Origin of the sequence: Stenotrophomonas geniculata, from assembly GCF_034508895.1 — a bacterium.
Taxonomy (GTDB): domain Bacteria; phylum Pseudomonadota; class Gammaproteobacteria; order Xanthomonadales; family Xanthomonadaceae; genus Stenotrophomonas; species Stenotrophomonas geniculata.
Genome location: NZ_CP140571.1, coordinates 2,937,396 through 2,956,129, shown reverse-complemented (window position 1 = coordinate 2,956,129; position 18,734 = coordinate 2,937,396). Strand labels below are relative to the sequence as shown.

The following is an 18,734-nucleotide window of genomic DNA, read 5'->3' as shown; positions in this document are numbered from 1 at the left end:
CGCCGGGCATGGCCCCAACGGCGCGCGGGCTCGGCTCTACGCTGGTGCAGGTCCAACCTTGAACCGGCCATTCAGCCGGAAGTGCATCCACAGCCGCTTGCGGCTAGATTAGCGCCATGTCCCTCGCCTCGACCCTGCTCCGTGTCGTGCTCATGCTCAGCCTGTTGCTCAACGGGCTGAACGCGGCCATGGCCAGTGGTCACGAGGAAATGGGCCGGATGGCCCACGCGGTAGCCGCCCTTGATGGCGGCGATGCCGACTGCCACCACCACGCCGCCATGCAGGCCGACGAGGCCCCACAGGCCAAGGCCCCCGCCCACGACGCCCACTGCCAGATCAAGGACTGCGTGCGCAGTTGCGCCCAGCACCCGCTGCTGGTGGTGCAGCCGTTGCCGTATCTGGCGGGCCCGGCACTGTCGCTGGCGCCGCAGCCGATGCCGGCCACTGGCCGGCCGGCGCCGCCGCTGCCGCCGATCTCCCGCCCTCCCATCGGCTGATTCCACACGCACCGTGCGCCCTGCGCACCGTAGCCGGCCACCTGCCGGCGTCTTTACGTGTCTGGAGTCACCACCATGAATACCCGCATTCCCCCCGGCCCGGGCGCCCTGCCCATGCCGTCGCGCCGCCTGTTCGTGCAGGGCCTGGCCGCCGGTGGCGTGGTTGCCGGCATCGCCGCTGTCGGCGTGCCGCAGCGCGCGCTCGCCGCCGCCACGGCCGCCCCACGCCTGGCCGGCGCCCCTGCCGTGCTCAGCGACACCCGCATCGAATTGGCCATCGGCGAATCGCTGGCCAATTTCACCGGCCGCACCCGCCCGGCGATCACCGTCAACGGCTCGCTGCCGGCCCCGATCCTGCGCTGGCGCGAAGGCCAGACGGTGGATCTGTTCGTGCGCAACACGCTGGACCGCCATCCGACCTCGATCCACTGGCACGGCATTCTGCTGCCAGCCAACATGGACGGCGTGCCCGGGCTGAGCTTCAACGGCATCGGCCCCGGTGAGACCTACCACTACCACTTCGACCTCAAGCAGTCCGGCACCTACTGGTACCACAGCCACTCGATGTTCCAGGAGCAGGCCGGCCTGTACGGTGCGCTGATCATCGATCCGGCCGAACCGGCGCCGTACCACCACGACCGCGAGCACGTGATCATGCTGTCCGACTGGACCGACATGGACCCGGGCGCGCTGTTCCGCCGCATGAAGAAGCTTGCCGAGCACGACAACTACTACAAGCGCACGCTGCCCGACTTCCTGCGTGACGTGAAGCGCGACGGCTGGTCGGCCGCGCTGTCCGACCGTGGCATGTGGGGCCGGATGCGGATGACGCCGACCGACATCTCCGACATCAACGCGCACACCTACACCTACCTGATGAACGGCACCGCCCCGGCCGGCAACTGGACCGGTCTGTTCCGCAGCGGCGAAAAAGTGCTGCTGCGCTTCATCAATGGCGGGTCGATGACCTACTTCGACGTGCGCATCCCCGGTTTGAAGATGACCGTGGTCGCCGCTGACGGCCAGTACATCCACCCGGTCAGCATCGACGAATTCCGCATCGCTCCCGCCGAAACCTACGACGTGCTGGTCGAACCGAGTGGGCAGGATGCCTTCACCATTTTCTGCCAGGACATGGGCCGCACCGGCTACGCCGCCGGAACACTGGCCGTTCGCCATGGCCTGCAGGCACCGATTCCCGCGCGCGACCCACGCCCGTTGTTGACGATGAGCGACATGGGGCACGACATGGGCAGTGGTGGCCACGGTGGCCACGACATGGCCGCGATGAAGGGCATGGAAGGCAGCTGCGGCGCCAGCATGGGCCACGGCGCGCACGGCGGCGATACCGCCAGCAAGGCACCGAAGCATCCGGCCAGCGAACGCAACAACCCGCTGGTGGACATGCAGAGTTCGGCCACCGAACCGAAGCTGGACGACCCCGGCATCGGCCTGCGCGACAACGGCCGCCAGGTGCTGACCTACGGCGCCATGCGCAGCCTGTTCGAAGACCCCGATGGCCGCGAGCCCAGTCGTGAAGTCGAGCTGCACCTGACCGGCCACATGGAGAAATTCTCCTGGTCGTTCGACGGCATCCCGTTTGCCAGCGCCGAGCCGCTGCGGCTGAACTACGGCGAACGCATGCGCATCGTGCTGGTCAACGACACCATGATGCAGCACCCGATCCATCTGCACGGCGTGTGGAGCGATCTGGAAAACGCACAAGGCGAATTCCAGGTGCGCAAGCACACCATCGACATGCCACCCGGTACACGCCGCAGCTACCGCGTGCGCGCCGACGCGCTCGGCCGCTGGGCCTATCACTGCCATCTGCTGTACCACATGGAAGCGGGCATGATGCGCGAAGTGAGGATCGAAGAATGAGCCGCTCACTGCTTTCCCCCAGCCTGCTGGCCTTGGGCCTGGCCGCCGCATTGCCGGTGTCCGCGCAGTCGCACGCGGGCCATGACATGGGCGCGATGAACGCGCCTGCGAAGGCCACGAAGTCCGCGAAGACGCCTGCCGAACCGGTCGATCATTCGAAGATGGACCACTCGACCATGGATCACTCGAAGATGAACCACGCCGCGATGCAGCCGGCGACGATGGACCATTCCGCGATGGATCACTCCAGCATGGATCACGCGGCGATGGGTCACGGCACGCCCGCACCCACCGAACCTCGCGAACCGATCCCGGTCCCGACCGATGCCGACCGCGCCGCCGCCTTCCCACCGATCGCGCATGGCGCGATGGAACACGCGCCGGAGATCAACAGCCTGCTGCTGATTGACCGCCTCGAACACTGGGACGGCAAGAGCAGCAACGGCCAGGCCTGGGAAGCCACCGGCTGGATCGGCGGCAACATCAACCGCCTGTGGCTGCGCACCGATGGCGAACGCAGCCGTGACCGCACCGAATCATCGTCGCTTGAAGCACTGTATGGCCGCAGCGTGTCGCCGTGGTGGGACGTGCTGGTCGGTGTGCGCCAGGACTTCCGACCGGCCGACTCCCGCACGTGGGCGGCGATCGGCATCCAGGGCCTTGCGCCCTACAAGTTCGAGAGCTCGGCCACGCTGTACATGGGCTCCGGCGGCCAGATGCTGGCCAAGGCCGAAGTCGAGTACGACGTGCTGCTGACCAACCGCTTGATCCTGCAGCCGCTGCTGGAAGCCACGGTGGCAGCCAAGGATGAACCGGAGTACGGCATCGGCCGTGGCCTGAACAAGGTCGAAGCCGGGCTGCGACTGCGCTATGAGTTCAGCCGCCGCTTCGCGCCGTACATCGGCATCAGCCACGAACGCAGTTTCGGCGACACCGCCGACTATGCCGGTGACCACGCGCGCGACACACGTTGGGTCGCTGGCGTGCGCATGTGGTTCTGAGCAGCGTTACGTGAGCAGTGGCCAGCCCCGGCAACCGCCGGGGCCGGCTACACTGCGCCACGTTCCAATGCAGGCACCGCCATGTCGTTGCAGATCCGCCGCGCCACCCTCGCCGACGTCGACACGCTTTCGGCAATCGCCATCGCCACCTACACCGAGACCTGGGGCGACTCGTATCCGCCGCAGGACCTGCACGATTTCCTGCAGGATCACTACAGCAGCGAACCGCAGCGCATCGAACTGTCCGACCCACGCAGTGCCATCTGGCTGCTGATGGACGGTGACGCCGTGGTCGGCTATCTGGCCGCCGGTGCCAACACCCTGCCGCACACGGATGCATGCGAGGGCGACATCGAACTGAAGCGGTTCTACATTCAGGCTGCACACCAGAACGGCGGCCATGGTGCACGCATGATGGACGCGTTCATGGCCTGGCTGGACCAGCCGCAGCGCCGCACCCTGTGGGTGGGCGTATGGGAAGAAAACTTCGGCGCGCAGCGCTTCTACGCGCGCTATGGCTGCAGCAAAGTGGGCGAGTACGACTTCATCGTCGGCGATACCCACGATCGCGAGTTCATCCTGCGCCGGCCGTGATCATGCGGTCCCTGTAGCGTCGAGCATGGCTATACGCTACAAAGAGCGAAGCGGCTAGAAGTCGAACAGCTCCGACAGGAAGCTGTCCTTCTTCTTTTTCTTGTAGCCCTGACCGTACTGCTGGCCACGGTTGTCCTCGTAGCGCTGGCCCAGATGGCGGGTGTCACGGTGCATCACCGGCGGCGGCGCGGCGGCCGGCTGCGACTGCGCCGGGGCGGGCGGCGGTACCGCACTACCCGCACCCGCGCGCTCGATGATCTTGTCCAGCTCGCCACGATCCAGCCAGACACCACGGCAGCCAGGGCAATAGTCGATTTCGATGCCATGGCGTTCGGCCATCTGCAGGGTCTGGGTCTTGCACACGGGGCACAGCATCGGCATTGCTCCTGTCGGTCTGGCAAGGACTCTACCTGCCCTGTGATGACTGTGCGGCAACACATGACCGATGGCACAGGGACTTCCGGCGCGTGCCAGCGTGCCCGGTCCCTTCCACACTGCATGCTGGTTCCGCAGGGAGTGCGTGCATGACCGTCCTGTCCCGCCTGCCCAGCGCCGCGCGCCTGCTGCTGGTGCTGCTCGGCGTCGGCGTTGGCCTGAATCTGCGCGACATCGCAGCCGCCGCAGGCACGCCGATTCCCGCCTTGCCCATTGCTTACGGCGGCAGCCTGCTCGACAACGCGCTGGCCGTGCTCGTGGCACTCCTGCTGGCCGCGCTGCTGCGGCCACGCGGGATGGGCCTGATGGCCAGCCTGGGGCTGCGCGGCAACGGCTGGAGCGGCCCGATGTGGGTACTGCTGGCCAGCCTGCCCTGCTGGCTGGGCCTGGCGCTGCTCGGTACACCGAACAAGGCACTGACCGTACTGGATGCCACCATGCTGGCAGTGCTGTTCCCACTGGCCGAGGAAGTGCTGTTCCGCGGCCTCGGCTTCGTGCTGCTGGTGAAGATCGTGCGCGCCCCCTGGCCATGGCTCGCACTGCCGCAGGCGCTGTTGTTCGGCTGGGTGCACTGGCTGGGTTTCGGCGGGTTCGACGGCGGCGGCCTCGCGCTGTTCGTCGGGGCGGTGATCGCCCTGGGCGGCTTCATCTTCGCCTGGCTCGACCACCTCGACGGTGACACCTTGTGGTGCGGCCTGGTCCTGCACGTGTCGATGAACCTGGCCTGGAACGTGTTCAGCCTTGATGACGCCGTTGCACTGGGCTGGCAGGCCACCGGCCTGCGCATCGGCACCGCCCTGTTCGCGGTCGCGATCCTGGCCTGGCACGTGCATCGCCGGCGCCAGACGCGGTTGTAACGCCCACTTAGCTTGCCGTGCACGCCGGGATCACTACCGGCTTGCGCATACTTGCGCGCCTTTCGCTCCCCCTGTTGTCCGGAGTTGCCGCGTCATGTTGCTGTCCAAGCGCTTTGTGGAACCGCGCGTCCTGCTCATCGAGGACGCCGAGGAAACCCAGGAACTGAGCCGTCTCGCCCTGGAAAGCCAGGCCTGCCAGGTCACCGCTGTCAGCAGCGCCGAGGCCGCGCTGGGCTTGCTCAACGCCGGTGAACCGTTCGACCTGCTGTTCACCGACGTCTGCCTGGGCGGCATCAGCGGCATCGAAACGGCCAACCGCGTGCGCGAGCACCTGCCGCAGCTGCCGATCCTGGTCACCTCCGGCATGGATCAGCATCGCGTGCTGCCGCAGCTGCGCGCCGGCATCCACTTCCTGCCCAAGCCATACAGCATGAGCGAGCTGCTCGATGCCATCCGCCTGTGCTTCCGCCACGCAGCGGATGCCGCGCTGATGCCGCCGCCGCGGGCCAGCGCGGCCTGAGGGGATCATCCACGCATGGCGTGGATCTACTGATTCCGTTTCTCGTCGGCGTGGACCCACGTCAACAACCCCGGTAGATCCACGCCATGCGTGGATTGAACCTGCGATCAACCGCTGCTGTACGGCCCGCTACCCGGGAACACCTTCAGCAGTGCGCGGGTGATCATGTCCGGGTAGACCGTGAAGTGATCCTCGTCATCGATCACCATGTTCTCCACCTTCAATGATCGCCCGCTGCTGCGCAGCTGCTCGGCGAATTCTGCGTTGTGGCGCAGCATGTCGTTGCGGGTGAAATAACGCGGTTCGGGCTTGACCGTTTCAAAGCTGCCCACCGACAGCACCACCGTGGTCGGCTGCGCCGGCGCCTTGGCCTCGGCCTGCATGCGCGGCACCCGATGGTCGTCGAACCACAGTGATGGGCTGGAGAGGATGTAGGTGCGGAACATGTCCGGGCGCGTGGTCAGCACATAGGCGCCGAACAGGCCACCATAGGAATGACCCGCATAGGCGCGCCGCGCCGGATCAGTGCGGTAGCGCGCATCGATCATCGGCAGCACCCGCTCGGCGAGGAAATCGCGATAGTGCGCCGCGCCGCCGTAGCTCACGTCATCGCTGTAATCACGCGGATCGGTACGCGCCGGGTCGCTGGGCGTGTAGTCGCGCGAGCGGCTCTGCTTGGAGGTCAGCCCTTCCTGCGGCGGCAGCCCGACCAGGATGAAATCCTCCAGGTTGACACCCTTCTGCCCCACCAGGTTGCGCACGCTGCGCACCAGCGGGAAGCTGTACAACGCATCGGTTACGTACAGCACCGGATAGCGCTTTTCCGGATGTGCGGCGTAGTCGGCCGGCAACGCCACCCAGACCGGATAATCGCGGCCGATCGGATCGTGCACGCGCAGCGCTTCGGTATCCGGCAGCACCACGCCCGACACAGCGGCGGCCGGGCTCTCCTTCGCTTCACTCTGCGCTGCCGGCGGCGCCACCGACATCGCACAGCCACTCACGGCCAGGCAGGCCGCCACACTCCATCCACGCACACGCTGCATCCACACGCTCCCATTGCGGGCGGCGCACCGGATGGCGCCGCTGCCGCATCCTTGCATGGTGCGCAACCCGCTGCCAGTGCGGTCAGGGCGAGGCCGGCGGCGCCGGGAACAGTGTGCGCAGCGCCTGCAATGCGGCCGGATGATAGATCGTAGCGTGGGTTTCTTCCGGCAACGGCAGGTACTTCACCAGCGGCGACGGCGAAGCCTGCTGCAGCAACTCGGCCAGTCGTGCAGTGGATGCGGCCAGCTCCGGCTGCCCACTGCTGGCCAGGAATACGCGCGGCTGCGCACGCGTCACCGCCGGCAGCTGCTTGGCCGCCCCGGCCAGCATTGCACCACGGTTCCACCACAGGCTGGGGTCCAGCGCGATGTAGCTGTTGAACAGTGTCGGTTCCTGCAGCAGCGTTTCGACCACGAACAGGCCAGCCAGCGACTCGCCGATCAACGCGCGTTCGTCGGTAGTCGGGTAGCGCTGGCGCACCTGCGGCATCAGTTCATCGCGCAGGAACGTGCGGTAGGCCGCCGAGCCACCAATGCGTGGCGCGATCTTCTGGTCCTGCGGGTCCTTGCTGGGGCCGGTCATGTCGCGGCGGCGCTCGGTGTTCTCGATGCCGACCAGCAGGAACGGGCGCATGCTGCCGTTGCCGGTCAACACCTGCACCAGCCCAGCCACATGCAGGAAGTCCTCGCCGATGCCGCCGTCGGGCATGTAGAGCACCGGCAGCGGCGTTTTCGGGTCCAGGCCCCATGGCTGCGGGCGGTAGACATTGATGCGGCGGGTTTCGCCCAGCGCCTTCGACTTGATGGTGAAGGTCTCGCCGATGACCAGAGGCAAGGCGGCAGCGGGCGGCGCGGTTTCGGCGGCCATCAGCGGCGCGGCGGAGACAGCGGACAACAACAGCGACAGCACGATAAAGCGCATGGAGCGGCCCATCCTGGGAAAGTGCCGAGCATAACGCCAAGGCCAAGGCGTCGGCCGATTCGGCATGCCTGCACGTATGCTACGGCGCTGCGCGATGCTTGAACTGTATCGGGAAATGACTGCAATCGCGTTTGCTAACATTCATCGTTTCCTACAAGGAGTTGGGACATGGGGGGATTCAGCATTTGGCACTGGATCATTCTTCTGGCGGTCGTCCTGATCCCGGTCGGCATCGCAGCCGTCATCGCAGCGATTGTTCTCAGGCGAAAGTAGATCCACGCCATGCGTGGATGCGCATTATGGGGATGCCTCAAGAGCATCCGCGATGGCGACGGCGCCGACGGTCTGCCCTGGCCGGAAATCGATCTGCCGCCCGGGCGGGAACAGGCCATGGCACACGCGGAGCGTGCCGCCATTGGCATGCTGACCGTGGCGGAAATGCTGCACGCCGCGGAACGCTGCCGGTCGAGGGCCACGCCCGACCGCCATCTGGATGAGGGGCTAATCGATGGGTTGTTCTTCGCCTGCCGCGGGCCGGCGGAACGGGTGTACCGGGATATCCGGCCGGCGTAGCCGCCGTTGCACCCAGATCCGGTCCATACTTGGGACGGACTGGTTGCCAGTCCCTTCGAAACCTACAAGGAGGTTTGCATGTTGAGTGCCCTGCTCATCGCCGCGCTGGCCGCCAGCTCGGCCGCGCCCGTACCGTATGCCGATTGCCTGCTCGGCAACATCCAGCCCGGGCTGTCTGATCGTGCCGTGCAACTGGTGCAGGAGGCCTGTGCTGCAAAGCATCCGGAAAGCTTCGCCGCAGCAATGGAACTGGAACGCAGAACCAGTCTGCAGCGGCTCACCTATTTCGAGGCGGCAAGAGCGGAGGCGGCACGTTCTGCGAATGCAGCAGCAACGGCCGCACAGGAGGCTGCTGACGCGGCGGCGGCTAAAGCGAAGACTGCGCGGACGAAGTAGTTGCCGTGGAGAAGCGCAACAAAAAAGGCACCGCATTGCGGTGCCCTTCTGAATGACCTGGGTCATTGGATGCAATTGGTGGGCCGTGAAGGATTCGAACCTTCGACCAAAAGATTAAAAGTCTTCTGCTCTACCGACTGAGCTAACGGCCCATTGCACTGCCCCAGCCTTTCGGCGGGGTGGGCATTCTACCCTACTTTGCCGGGCCGGGTGAAACCCTGGTGCGTCGAGGTTGCCAGCCAGCGGCCGGCACTACCCGATCTGGACCGCCGGCTTAAACCTTCCGGGCCGCCGTCGCATCCCATCTGTGATCCTTCCCCGGAGCCACGGATGCGCCTGCCCCTCTGCCTCGTTGCCGCCCTGCTGCTGCCCTGCGCGGCACTGGCCGCCCCGCCCCAGGTCGTCACCGACGACATCGGCCGCTTCTGGGCCACCTATGACGCGGTGCGCGCCGAGCCCGACGTTGAACGCCAGGCCGCACTCGTGCAGGAGCGCTACATCGATCCAGGCAGCCCCGGCCTGCATGCGCTGATGCAGGTCCGCAACTATAACGCCCGCGAATACGCCGAGGCCATGCGCGCGTGGCCGCGCTTCTGGACGTCGGTTCGGCCGTTGACCGCCAACGCGCAGCAGGCCAGCGCCACACTGGAACGGGATCTTTCCAAATTCCGGGCGCTCTACCCGGCTTTGCGTCCGGCCACCATCACCTACGCAGTCGGTGTGCTGCGCACCGGCGGCACCACGCTGGGTGACAAGGTGCTGATCGGTGCCGAGATGGCGCTGGGCGATGAGCGCGTGGACGTGAGCGAACTGCCGGAGAAGATGCGCGACCGCCTGCGGATCTTCTACGACAGCCGGCCGGGCGCGAACAACGCGCAGAACAACCTGCACGAGTACGTGCACACGCAGCAGCGCGAGACCACCGGCAGCCTGGCCCAGTACGCGGTGCGCGAGGGTGTTGCCGAGTACGTGGCCGAACGGCTGAGTGGGCGTCGGCCGGCGCTTCCGCTGTACAGCTACGGGCCCGCGCATGAGGCGGACATCCGCACGCGTTTCATTGCCGAGATGGACGGGGGTAACCTCGACAACTGGATCTACAACAGCGCCCGCAATCCATTCGGGGTGAGTGATGTGGGGTACTACGCTGGGTACCGTATCGCGCAGGAGTACATGCGCCAGCAGGCCGACGAGAAGGCCGGTATCGCGCGGATGATTGAGTTGGACTATGCCGATCCGAAGGCGGTGCGGGCGTTTATTGACGCGTCGGGATGGTTGCAGCAGCGGTAGCGCCTGGCCATGCCTTGCGGGCCAGGGGGTGCGAACCAAGGTTCGCACCCACCGAGGGAGCGGTTGGCACACACCAGGTCCATCGGGTTCGCACCCACAGGGAAGCCGGCCAGCGGCCGGCTCTACCGAGCGATCAGGCGTACAGCGTCGGGTCCGGCACGCCGGCCTCGGTGAAGCCCTGCGCGCGCAGGCGGCAGGCGTCGCAGTGGCCGCAGGCGGCGCCGTTGGCGTCGGCGTTGTAGCAGGACACGGTCAGGCCGAAGTCCACGCCCAGGCGCACGCCTTCGCTGACGATCTGGCCCTTGCTGAGGAACTGCAGCGGCGCGTGCACCTTGATGCCCGCACCTTCCACGCCCGACTTGGTGGCCAGGTTGGCCAGTGTCTGGAATGCAGCCACGAACTCGGGGCGGCAGTCCGGGTAGCCGGAGTAGTCCACGGCGTTGACGCCGCAGAAGATGTCATTGGCACCGAGCACTTCGGCCCAGCCCAGCGCCAGCGACAGCATGATGGTGTTGCGCGCCGGCACGTAGGTGACCGGGATGCCGGCGCCACCGGCCTCGGGTACGTCGATGTCGTCGGTCAGTGCCGAGCCGCCGATGCTGCGCAGGTCCACGTCCACGGTCTTGTGCGCGACCACGCCCTGGGCCTTGGCCACGCGGGCGGCGGCATCCAGTTCGGAGGTGTGGCGCTGGCCATAGCGCACGCTCAGGGCATGCACGGCGAAGCCCTGTTCCTGGGCCATGGCGATGACGGCGGCTGAATCCATGCCGCCGGAGAGAAGCACGACTGCCTTCTTCATGGGAAAAACATCCGGTTGGGAGGGGAAAGCCAGCACGCTGTCCCGCGCCGGAGCTACATCAGGGAACGCTGCGCAGGCTCATCGGCCCGGCTCGTCGTTCCACAGGATTTTATGCAACTGCATCTGGAAGCGCACCGGCAACCGGTCTTCAACGATCCAGTCGGCCAGCTGCCGCGCGGTGATCTCGCCCTTGCTGGGCGAGAAGAACACCGTGCAGCGCTTGACCAGATCGTGCTCGGCCAGCAGGGACTTGGCCCAGTCGTAATCCTCGCGGCTGCAGATGACGAACTTGATCTGGTCGCGGGCGGTCAGCAGCGGCAGGTTTTCCCACCGGTTGCGCGCCACTTCGGCCGAGCCCGGGGTCTTGATGTCGACCACGCGCGATACGCGCGGGTCCACCGCGCTGACGTCCAGCGCGCCGGAGGTTTCCAGGGAAACGTCCATGCCGGCATCGCAGAGCTTCTGCAGCAGCACCAGGCAGCGCTTCTGCGCCAGCGGCTCGCCGCCCGTCACGCAGACGTGGCGCACGCCCTGGGCCAGCACCTCGGCCACGATGTCGTCGATGTCCCACCAGGTGCCGCCATGGAAGGCATAGGCGGTGTCGCAGTACTGGCAGCGCAGCGGGCAGCCGGTCAGGCGCACGAACACGGTCGGCCAGCCGGCGGTATCGGCTTCGCCCTGCAGCGAGGTGAAGATCTCGGTGATCTTCAGGCGTGGCAGCGGCGACTGCACGATCTCACTGGGGGTGGCGGCGGCGCTGGACGGGGTAACGGCGGTCATGGCGGGGAGTTCTTGGTGGGACACGTGGCGGGTGGGCTACCGTGGCCGGTAACGAAAGCAGCCGAGCATGGCTCGGCTCTACAACAGCAACCGGACGGGTTTGCCGGTCCGGAAACGAAAGCAGCCGAGCATGGGCTCGGCTCTACAGGGCACCCATTGTACGCCCGGTCAGCGGATCAGCGGATCTGCTTGCCGAGGCGGATGGACTGCAGACGGTCCTGCGCGGTGCGCGCGGCGTCCGAGCCCGGGTACTGCGCCACGACGGTCTCCAGCGTCTGCTGGGCCTGGTCGACCTTGCCCTCGCCGTATTGCGAGAGGCCGACCTTGAGCAGGCCGCCAGCGGCCTTGTCGTGGGTCGGATAGCGCGAGAGCAGTTCGCGGAACTGGGTCTCGGCCATCGGGAAATTGCGGGTGGCGTAGTAGCTCTCGCCCAGCCAGTACAGCGCGTTCGGCGCGTAGACGCCGTTCGGATACAACTGCAGGAAGCTCAGGAACAGCTGCGCCGAGTCATCGTACTTGCCGGCCTTCAGCGAATCGAAGGCGACGTTGTAGGAGGTGCGCTCGTCGCCGGTGGCGGCAAGGCTGCCGGCATCACCATGGACGGAAGGCGGCCGCTCGGAAGTGGCCGCCGCTGCGGGTTTTGCCGGAGCCGGTGCGGCCTTCGGCGCGCTCGCCGGAACGGGCGGCAGGGCCGGGGCGGCATTGCCCCCTTCCAACCGGTTCAGGCGGCTGTCCAGATCCAGGTACTGGTCCTGGGCGGACTGCTTGAGCTGGGCGTTGTCGTGCTGCAACTGCTCGATCGAGGCCTGCAGGCTGGTGACCTGCTGCCGCAGCTGATTGATCTGGTTCAACAGGTCCTGGTTGGCACTGTTGTTGTACATCTGCTGCTCGATCGCGCCAACGCGGTCGGCCAGGCTCTGTCGCTGTGCATGCGCCGGTGCGGCAGCCACGAGGGCTGCCGCAACGACCAGCATCAGTTTGATGCCAATGCGCATGGATTACTGCGCGGTGTAGACGATTTCGACGCGACGGTTCTGCGACCAGCAGGACTCGTTCGACTCGGTGCAGACCGGACGCTCTTCACCGTAGGACACGACGGTCAGCTGCGAAGCCGAGCCACCGTTGGCCTGCAGGGCCGAGTTGACGCCGTTGCCACGACGCTCACCCAGGGCCTGGTTGTACGCGCGCGAACCGCGCTCGTCGGTGTGGCCCTGCAGGGTGATGCGCGAGGACGGACGGTCACGCAGGTACTTGGCGTGGCAAGCCATGATGGCCTGGAATTCCGGCTTCACGTCTTCCTTGTCCAGGTCGAAGTAGACAACGCGCTGGCGCAGGCAAGCGTCGGTGTCCAGGTCGCCCGGGCCGTACAGGCCGGAGGTCGACGGACCGGTCGGGGTGGTGGTCGAGGTGCCGGTGTCAACCGGGGCTGCCGGCTCTTCCTTCACCTTCTTCGAGCAACCGGCCAGGACGGCCACAGACAGCAGGGAAACAAGCAGAACGCGGGTGGACTTGTTCATGGCGATACCTTTGTGGCTCCTAGGCCGATGAGGGGTTCAAGACAGCGAAAATATTAACACTCTTTTAGCGCTGGGTACGGTATGGGGACCATGCCGGCTCGCGCACATCACCATCGGCCAGGACCAGGCGCTGGCGAACCCGCGCATCGGCCGAAACGGCATACAACACACCACGGCCACCTTCGCGGGCGGCGTACAGCACCATGCTTGCGTTGGGCGCAAAGCTGGGCGATTCATCCAGCGACCCCGGGGACAGCGTGCTCCAGCGGGGCGAACCCAGCGAGCTGTCCATCATCGCGATCTTGTAGCTGTTGCCCGAGCCCTGGGCGACGGCGATCTTCTTGCCATCGTAGGACACCGAGGGCTTGGCGTTGTAGTTGCCCTGGAAGGTCACGCGCTCGGCGCTGCCGCCGCCCGCACCGACCTTGTAGACCTGCGGACGGCCGCCGCGGTCGGAGGTGAAGTACACCGCGCTGCCGTCCGGCGCCCAGGTCGGCTCGGTATCGATGGCGAAGTGGTTGGTCAGCTGGGTCAGCTGCTTGCTGCCCAGGTCCATCACGTAGATTTCCGGGTTGCCCGAACGCGACAGGGTCAGGGCCAGCTTGCGGCCGTCCGGCGAGAACGCCGGAGCGCTGTTGATGCCACGGAAGCTGGTGACCAGCTCGCGCGCACCGGTGCCGATGTTCTGGATGTAGATGGCCGAATTGCCACGCTCGAAGCTGACGTAGGCCAGCTTGCTGCCATCCGGGCTCCACGACGGCGACAGCAGCGGCTCGGCCGAGCGCACGATGGTCTGCGGGTTGAAGCCGTCGGAATCGGCCACCATCAGCGCGTAGCGCATGGCATCACCCTTGCCGCTGGCGGTCACGTAGGCGATGCGGGTCCAGAAGGCGCCGCGCACACCGGTGATCTTCTCGTAGATGGCGTCGGCCATCTGGTGGGCGACGTCGCGCATGGCATTGCCACGGGCGGTCATCGCCAGGCCCAGCAGGCGCTCGCCCTTGGGCACGTCGAACAGTTCGTACTCGACGCGGTAGGCACCGGCACCGGCGTCGAGCACGCGGCCGACCACGATGTAGTTCTGCTTCAGCGCGCGCCAGGTGGCGAACTGGATGTCGCCGCCGCGCACCGGCTTCTCGACGATCTGCGCTTCCGGCAGCGTGCGGAACTGGCCCGAACGCTCCAGGTCGGCACGGACCACGCCAGCGACGTCGGTCTGCGGTGCAGCCGCCGAACCCTGGTAGGGCATCGGCACGATGGTGATCGGCAGCGCGGAGGCATTGCCGCCGATGATGTCGATATCCAGCCCCTTCTGCTGCGCGACGGCAGCAAAGGGCAGCAACAGGGCCGCAAACACGGCAAGCCAGCGAGGCATCTTTTTCATGGAGCGCTCAATAGGGGGAAACCGGAACGAGGGATAGCAAAGCGGGAGTGAACCGCTTCGCAATCATGAACCAAGGGTACGTGAATTCCGGGTCAGTTCCAGCCCGTCCTCTCACGCACCGTTAACGTCGTGGCTAACATCGCACCGTCTGCCCCGGTCACGCCGCCCTGCAGGACGGTGTTCGACAGCAGCCCACAGCCTGCCCGGTCGAAACCAGACCTGCCAGAGGCGAGCGCGACATCCGTGGGCGCAGGTGGCCCGGAAGCCACCCTGCCCTGCCCGCCTCAGCGATCCTGGGCGGTAAAGGTGAAGTTGAGCGTGCGCGCGAATACCGACTCGAAGCCGCGGTACGGCAGCGGCTGCGCATTGAGCACGGCGGCCTCGATCGAACGCTTGCCGGCCTCGTCGTACGGGCAGTTCGGGCTGACCTTGGCCTGCATCACCGTGCCACCCGGAATCTGGGTGATGGTGATCTGGCAACGCTGACCCAGCGGCACCGTATCCGGGCGCACCCACTGCGACAGCACCTTGGCCTGGATCGCGGCAGCGTACTTGGCCGATAGATCGTCGCTGTTACCGCCACCACCGGCGGCTGGCTGGGATGCACCGCTGGCACCGGCGGCGGCACTGCCGGCGGCATTGCGCGCGGCGGCGACCTCGCGCAGCTTCCGCTCGGCCAGCTTGGCTTCCTTCTCGGCCTGCTCGCGGCGGGCACGGATCTCGGCGATCTTCTTCTGCTTCTCGGCCTCGGCCTTGTCAGCGGCCACGCGTTCCTGCTCGGCCTGCTTCTTCTTGGCGTCCGCTTCCTGCTGCTTGGCCAGGCGCAGCTTCTGCTCCGCTTCTTCCTGGCGCTTGCGTTCGGTCAGGTCGATCTGCTCCTGGCGGCGCTTGGCTTCCTGCTCCTGCTTGGCCTTCTCCTGCGAGATGGCCAGCGCGCTCACTGCTTCCTGGTCCTTGGTGTCCGGCTGTGCGACGCGCTCCTGCGCCTGTTGCTGCTGGGGCGTGGGAGCGTCCTGCGGGCGCGGTTCGGGAATCGGCTGCGGCGGCGGAATGGTGTCTTCCGGTACGGGGATCGGTTCGGCCACCGGCGGCGGCAGGTCCTCCAGCTTCTCCGACTGGCGCAGGGCCTGGCGCGCGGCGGAGGCCTCCGACGCAGACAGCGCCAGGCTGGCCTCGACCGAGGGATCGCCTGCGGCGGCGTCGGTGTTGCGCTCGGGCGACCAGAACCAGGCCACGATGAAGACCAGCGCGACCAGCAGGTGCACCAGCAACGCCAGCGCCAGGGGCAGGCCCCAGCCGGGTTCGCGCTGCTGTGGAGGTGGCAGGGCGTCAGCGTGCATCGGTGGCCAGGCCTACCTTGTCTACCTTGGCGCGCTTGATCACATCCATCGCAGCGATGACCTTTTCATAGGCCACGGCACGGTCGGCGGCGACGATCACACGCACGCCCTTGTCCTGGGCGGCGATGCCGGCCAGGCGGCCTTCCAGTTCCTCGGCCGACACGGCGGTCGGTTCCTTGGCGTCGGGCAGCTTCAGGCTGAGCTGGCCGTCCTGGCGCACCGAGACGATCACCGGGTCCTGCTTGCTCTCCAGCGCCTTGGCGTTGGATTGCGGCAGGTCGACGTCGAAGCTCAGCGTGAGCAGCGGCGCGGTGACCATGAAGATGATCAGCAGCACCAGCATGACGTCGATGTAGGGAACGACGTTGATTTCCGATTTCAGCTTGCGGCGCTTGCGGCGACCGATGGCAGCGGACATGGCTTGGACTCCCGGGTCAGGCGCTTACTCGTCGCCAGCGCTCTGGCGCTGCAGGATGGAGCTGAACTCTTCGGCAAAGGTCTCGAACCGCACCGACATGCGCTCTACGCGGGTGGTGAAGCGGTTGTAGGCCCACACTGCCGGAATCGCCACGAACAGGCCGATCGCGGTGGCGAACAGGGCTTCGGAGATGCCCGGAGCGACGGCGGCGATGCCGGCCTGCGCGCCGCTGCTGATCATGTCGTGCATGGTCACCATGATGCCGAACACGGTGCCGACCAGTCCCACGTACGGCGCGGTCGAGCCGATGTTGGCCAGCAGCTCCAGGTTGCGCTCGAGCTGGTCCACTTCGCGGGTGTAGGTGGTGCGCATGGCACGCTGCGCGCCTTCCAGCTGCGCGCGGCCATCCAGGCGACGCTTGTCGCGCAGGCGGGTGTACTCGCGGAAACCGGCTTCGAAGATGGCTTCCAGGCCGCCGACATTGCGGCTGCGGTCGGTGGCCGAGCTGTACAGCTTGCCCAGGTCCGCACCGGACCAGAAGCGGTTCTCGAACTCGTCGGCTTCACGGGTGGCCTGCTTGAACACGCGGGCCTTGCGGAAAATGATCACCCAGCTGACGAACGAGCCGACCAGCAGCAGCAGCACGATGATCTTCACCGGCAGGCTGGCCTTGGCCATCAGTTCGAGGTAGTTGATGCCGCCGCCGGTGGTGGCCTGGGCAAGGGTCTGTGTCGCGGCGTTGCTGACGTCGGCCGGCAGTGCCTCGGTGACCGTGGCCTGCAGGGCCAGGAGCGTTGCGATCATCCGTTGTTCCTCAGTGTTCGGATTCGGGGTGGAGGTGGGGTTGCAGCACGGCAAGGACGGCCTCGTCCATGCCACGCGGGCGGAAACTGGCCGCTTCCAGTGCGGCGATGCGGACCTGCGCCGACAGCAGCAGTTCGCCGTCGCGCAGGATCTGCTGGTCGAAGACCATGCTGGCCTTCTTCAGCTGGACCAGGCGGGCACTCACCTGCAGGGTGTCATCCAGCCGTGCCGGCCTGATGAAATCCATCTGCATCGAGCGCACCGCGAAGACCATCCCATGCTCGGCGCGCATGCGCTCCTGGCCGTAGCCCAGCGCACGCATCCATTCGGTCCGGGCCCGTTCCATGAAGGCCACGTAGCGGGCGTGGTAAACCACGCCACCTGCGTCGGTATCTTCCCAGTAAATGCGTGTCGGCCAACTGAATCGGGGCTCAACCGACATCGGGAACCTCCGCGAACAGGTCCTGCGGCGGGTTCTTCGGCTTCAGGCCCATGTGCCGGTAGGCCTTGTGGGTGGCCATGCGGCCGCGCGCGGTACGCACCAGGAAGCCCTGCTGGATGAGGTACGGTTCAACCACGTCTTCCAGCGTACCGCGCTCTTCGGACAGCGCTGCCGCCAGCGATTCGATGCCGACCGGGCCGCCATCGAAGTAGTCGACCATGGTCTTCAGCAGGCGCCGGTCAAGCTCGTCGAAGCCCTCCGGGTCGACCTTGAGCATCTTCATCGCAGCCTGGGCCACGGCCTCGTCGATGTGGCCGCCGGCCTTCACCTGCGCGTAGTCGCGCACGCGGCGCAGCAGGCGGTTGGCGATACGCGGGGTACCACGCGCGCGGCGCGCGATCTCCCCTGCCCCGTCGGCGGTGCAGTCGATGGCCAGGATGGCCGCCGAACGGCGCACGATGCGGGTCAGCTCCTCGACGCTGTAGAACTCCAGGCGCTGGACGATGCCGAAGCGGTCGCGCAGCGGCGCGGTCAGCAGGCCGGCACGGGTGGTGGCACCGATCAGGGTGAACGGCGGCAGGTCGATCTTGATCGAGCGGGCGGCGGGGCCTTCGCCGATCATGATGTCGATCTGGAAATCTTCCATCGCCGGGTACAGCACTTCCTCGACCACCGGCGACAGGCGATGGATCTCGTCGATGAAGAGCACATCGTGCGGCTGCAGGTTGGTCAGCAGCGCGGCGAGGTCGCCGGCCTTCTCGATCACCGGGCCGGAGGTCACGCGCAGGGCCACGCCCAGTTCGTTGGCGATGACGTGGCTGAGGGTGGTCTTGCCCAGGCCCGGCGGCCCGAAGATCAGTACGTGGTCGAGCGCGTCGCCACGCCCCTTGGCCGCCTGGATGTAGATCTCCATCTGCTCGCGCACCGGCACCTGGCCGAGGTAGTCGGCAAGGCGCTTGGGGCGGATGCTGGCGTCGGCGGCGTCATCCTCGCGGGTGGCGCCGGCGCCGATGATGCGGTCGTCGGTCATGTGCTGATTATGCGGCAAAAGTACGGGTTTCGGCCGGGCTGCGCCCGGCACCCGCAGAGGCAACGTCAACATCCAGAGCAACAGCCGAAGCGGTCTTCCTGGGGATTGGCGGGGTGGGTCCGGTTGCGGGGGACGCCGTAAACCCATCCATGGGGGCTTGGTCGCGGCATCCATGCCGCTCACACCCCCTCAACCGGACCCACTCCCG

Annotated in this window: 22 protein-coding genes and 1 tRNA gene; 9 read left to right on the top strand and 14 right to left on the bottom strand. The window is 66.8% G+C overall.

What is annotated here, in order from left to right:
- The first annotated feature begins 116 nt into the window (after positions 1-116).
- The 4 genes from RI032_RS13590 to RI032_RS13575 all read left to right on the top strand — a co-directional run bounded on the left by RI032_RS13590 (position 117) and on the right by RI032_RS13575 (position 3,976).
- Entirely contained in the window at positions 117-497 is a 381-nt protein-coding gene (locus RI032_RS13590) for a CopL family metal-binding regulatory protein (RefSeq protein WP_134731874.1), read from the top strand.
- A gap of 75 nt (positions 498-572) precedes the next feature.
- A complete protein-coding gene (locus tag RI032_RS13585) occupies positions 573-2,381 on the top strand; it encodes a copper resistance system multicopper oxidase (protein WP_322547148.1) in 1,809 nt (602 codons plus the stop codon).
- Positions 2,378-3,382 (top strand): copper resistance protein B, encoded by a 1,005-nt coding sequence (locus tag RI032_RS13580; RefSeq protein WP_322547147.1) that lies wholly within the window; start codon positions 2,378-2,380, stop codon positions 3,380-3,382. The genes RI032_RS13585 and RI032_RS13580 overlap by 4 nt, the downstream gene beginning before the upstream one ends.
- 81 nt (positions 3,383-3,463) lie before the next feature.
- On the top strand, positions 3,464-3,976 hold the full coding sequence (locus RI032_RS13575; protein ID WP_322547146.1) for a GNAT family N-acetyltransferase: 513 nt from the start codon (positions 3,464-3,466) through the stop codon (positions 3,974-3,976).
- Positions 3,977-4,030: 54 nt separating this feature from the next.
- Here RI032_RS13575 and RI032_RS13570 read toward each other — a convergent pair whose 3' ends face one another.
- Positions 4,031-4,351 carry a TFIIB-type zinc ribbon-containing protein gene (locus RI032_RS13570; RefSeq protein ID WP_322547145.1) on the bottom strand — a complete coding sequence of 107 codons (321 nt, stop codon included), beginning with the start codon at positions 4,349-4,351 and terminating at the stop codon, positions 4,031-4,033.
- A 149-nt stretch (positions 4,352-4,500) separates the two neighbouring features.
- Between RI032_RS13570 and RI032_RS13565 the strand changes: the two genes are divergently transcribed.
- Positions 4,501-5,268 (top strand): CPBP family glutamic-type intramembrane protease, encoded by a 768-nt coding sequence (locus tag RI032_RS13565; RefSeq protein ID WP_322547144.1) that lies wholly within the window; start codon positions 4,501-4,503, stop codon positions 5,266-5,268.
- 94 nt (positions 5,269-5,362) lie between these two features.
- On the top strand, positions 5,363-5,788 hold the full coding sequence (locus RI032_RS13560) for a response regulator (RefSeq protein WP_019337551.1): 426 nt from the start codon (positions 5,363-5,365) through the stop codon (positions 5,786-5,788).
- 107 nt (positions 5,789-5,895) lie between these two features.
- Here RI032_RS13560 and RI032_RS13555 read toward each other — a convergent pair whose 3' ends face one another.
- Together RI032_RS13555 and RI032_RS13550 are read right to left on the bottom strand one after the other, a co-directional pair.
- On the bottom strand, positions 5,896-6,834 hold the full coding sequence (locus tag RI032_RS13555; RefSeq protein WP_322547143.1) for an alpha/beta hydrolase: 939 nt from the start codon (positions 6,832-6,834) through the stop codon (positions 5,896-5,898).
- An 82-nt stretch (positions 6,835-6,916) separates the two neighbouring features.
- Entirely contained in the window at positions 6,917-7,756 is an 840-nt protein-coding gene (locus tag RI032_RS13550) for an alpha/beta hydrolase (RefSeq protein WP_322547142.1), read from the bottom strand.
- A gap of 282 nt (positions 7,757-8,038) precedes the next feature.
- Between RI032_RS13550 and RI032_RS13545 the strand changes: the two genes are divergently transcribed.
- Positions 8,039-8,329: a hypothetical protein gene (locus RI032_RS13545; RefSeq protein WP_322547141.1), complete on the top strand. Its 291-nt coding sequence runs from the start codon at positions 8,039-8,041 to the stop codon at positions 8,327-8,329.
- 78 nt (positions 8,330-8,407) lie between these two features.
- Positions 8,408-8,725, top strand: coding sequence for a hypothetical protein (locus RI032_RS13540; protein ID WP_010481695.1), 318 nt, complete (start codon positions 8,408-8,410; stop codon positions 8,723-8,725).
- A gap of 76 nt (positions 8,726-8,801) precedes the next feature.
- Here the strand turns inward: RI032_RS13540 and RI032_RS13535 are convergent.
- Positions 8,802-8,877: transfer RNA gene (locus RI032_RS13535), tRNA-Lys, on the bottom strand.
- A 178-nt stretch (positions 8,878-9,055) separates the two neighbouring features.
- On the opposite strand from RI032_RS13535, the gene RI032_RS13530 reads away from it, so the two are divergent.
- Positions 9,056-10,012 (top strand): DUF2268 domain-containing putative Zn-dependent protease, encoded by a 957-nt coding sequence (locus tag RI032_RS13530; protein WP_322547140.1) that lies wholly within the window; start codon positions 9,056-9,058, stop codon positions 10,010-10,012.
- A 133-nt stretch (positions 10,013-10,145) separates the two neighbouring features.
- Here RI032_RS13530 and queC read toward each other — a convergent pair whose 3' ends face one another.
- The 10 genes from queC to ruvB all read right to left on the bottom strand — a co-directional run bounded on the left by queC (position 10,146) and on the right by ruvB (position 18,526).
- Positions 10,146-10,811: a 7-cyano-7-deazaguanine synthase QueC gene (queC, locus tag RI032_RS13525; protein ID WP_134957823.1), complete on the bottom strand. Its 666-nt coding sequence runs from the start codon at positions 10,809-10,811 to the stop codon at positions 10,146-10,148.
- Positions 10,812-10,889: 78 nt separating this feature from the next.
- Positions 10,890-11,591 (bottom strand): 7-carboxy-7-deazaguanine synthase QueE, encoded by a 702-nt coding sequence (gene queE, locus RI032_RS13520; RefSeq protein WP_134957825.1) that lies wholly within the window; start codon positions 11,589-11,591, stop codon positions 10,890-10,892.
- A gap of 176 nt (positions 11,592-11,767) precedes the next feature.
- A complete protein-coding gene (gene ybgF, locus RI032_RS13515) occupies positions 11,768-12,586 on the bottom strand; it encodes a tol-pal system protein YbgF (protein WP_010481611.1) in 819 nt (272 codons plus the stop codon).
- Between the two features lie 3 nt (positions 12,587-12,589).
- Positions 12,590-13,108, bottom strand: coding sequence for a peptidoglycan-associated lipoprotein Pal (pal, locus tag RI032_RS13510; protein ID WP_005410748.1), 519 nt, complete (start codon positions 13,106-13,108; stop codon positions 12,590-12,592).
- A gap of 64 nt (positions 13,109-13,172) precedes the next feature.
- On the bottom strand, positions 13,173-14,492 hold the full coding sequence (tolB, locus tag RI032_RS13505) for a Tol-Pal system beta propeller repeat protein TolB (RefSeq protein ID WP_049411092.1): 1,320 nt from the start codon (positions 14,490-14,492) through the stop codon (positions 13,173-13,175).
- Between the two features lie 284 nt (positions 14,493-14,776).
- Positions 14,777-15,832 (bottom strand): cell envelope integrity protein TolA, encoded by a 1,056-nt coding sequence (gene tolA / locus RI032_RS13500; RefSeq protein WP_109814744.1) that lies wholly within the window; start codon positions 15,830-15,832, stop codon positions 14,777-14,779.
- Positions 15,822-16,250 (bottom strand): protein TolR, encoded by a 429-nt coding sequence (gene tolR, locus RI032_RS13495; RefSeq protein ID WP_005410751.1) that lies wholly within the window; start codon positions 16,248-16,250, stop codon positions 15,822-15,824. The genes tolA and tolR overlap by 11 nt, the downstream gene beginning before the upstream one ends.
- A gap of 24 nt (positions 16,251-16,274) precedes the next feature.
- The gene (gene tolQ, locus RI032_RS13490) at positions 16,275-17,054 is read right to left on the bottom strand and encodes a protein TolQ (protein ID WP_006438802.1); all 780 of its coding nucleotides are present in this window, start codon (positions 17,052-17,054) and stop codon (positions 16,275-16,277) included.
- 10 nt (positions 17,055-17,064) lie between these two features.
- Entirely contained in the window at positions 17,065-17,496 is a 432-nt protein-coding gene (gene ybgC / locus RI032_RS13485; RefSeq protein ID WP_010481597.1) for a tol-pal system-associated acyl-CoA thioesterase, read from the bottom strand.
- Complete coding sequence (gene ruvB, locus RI032_RS13480) at positions 17,486-18,526, bottom strand: Holliday junction branch migration DNA helicase RuvB (RefSeq protein ID WP_010481595.1); 1,041 nt, start codon at positions 18,524-18,526, stop codon at positions 17,486-17,488. The genes ybgC and ruvB overlap by 11 nt, the downstream gene beginning before the upstream one ends.
- Positions 18,527-18,734: the final 208 nt, after the last annotated feature.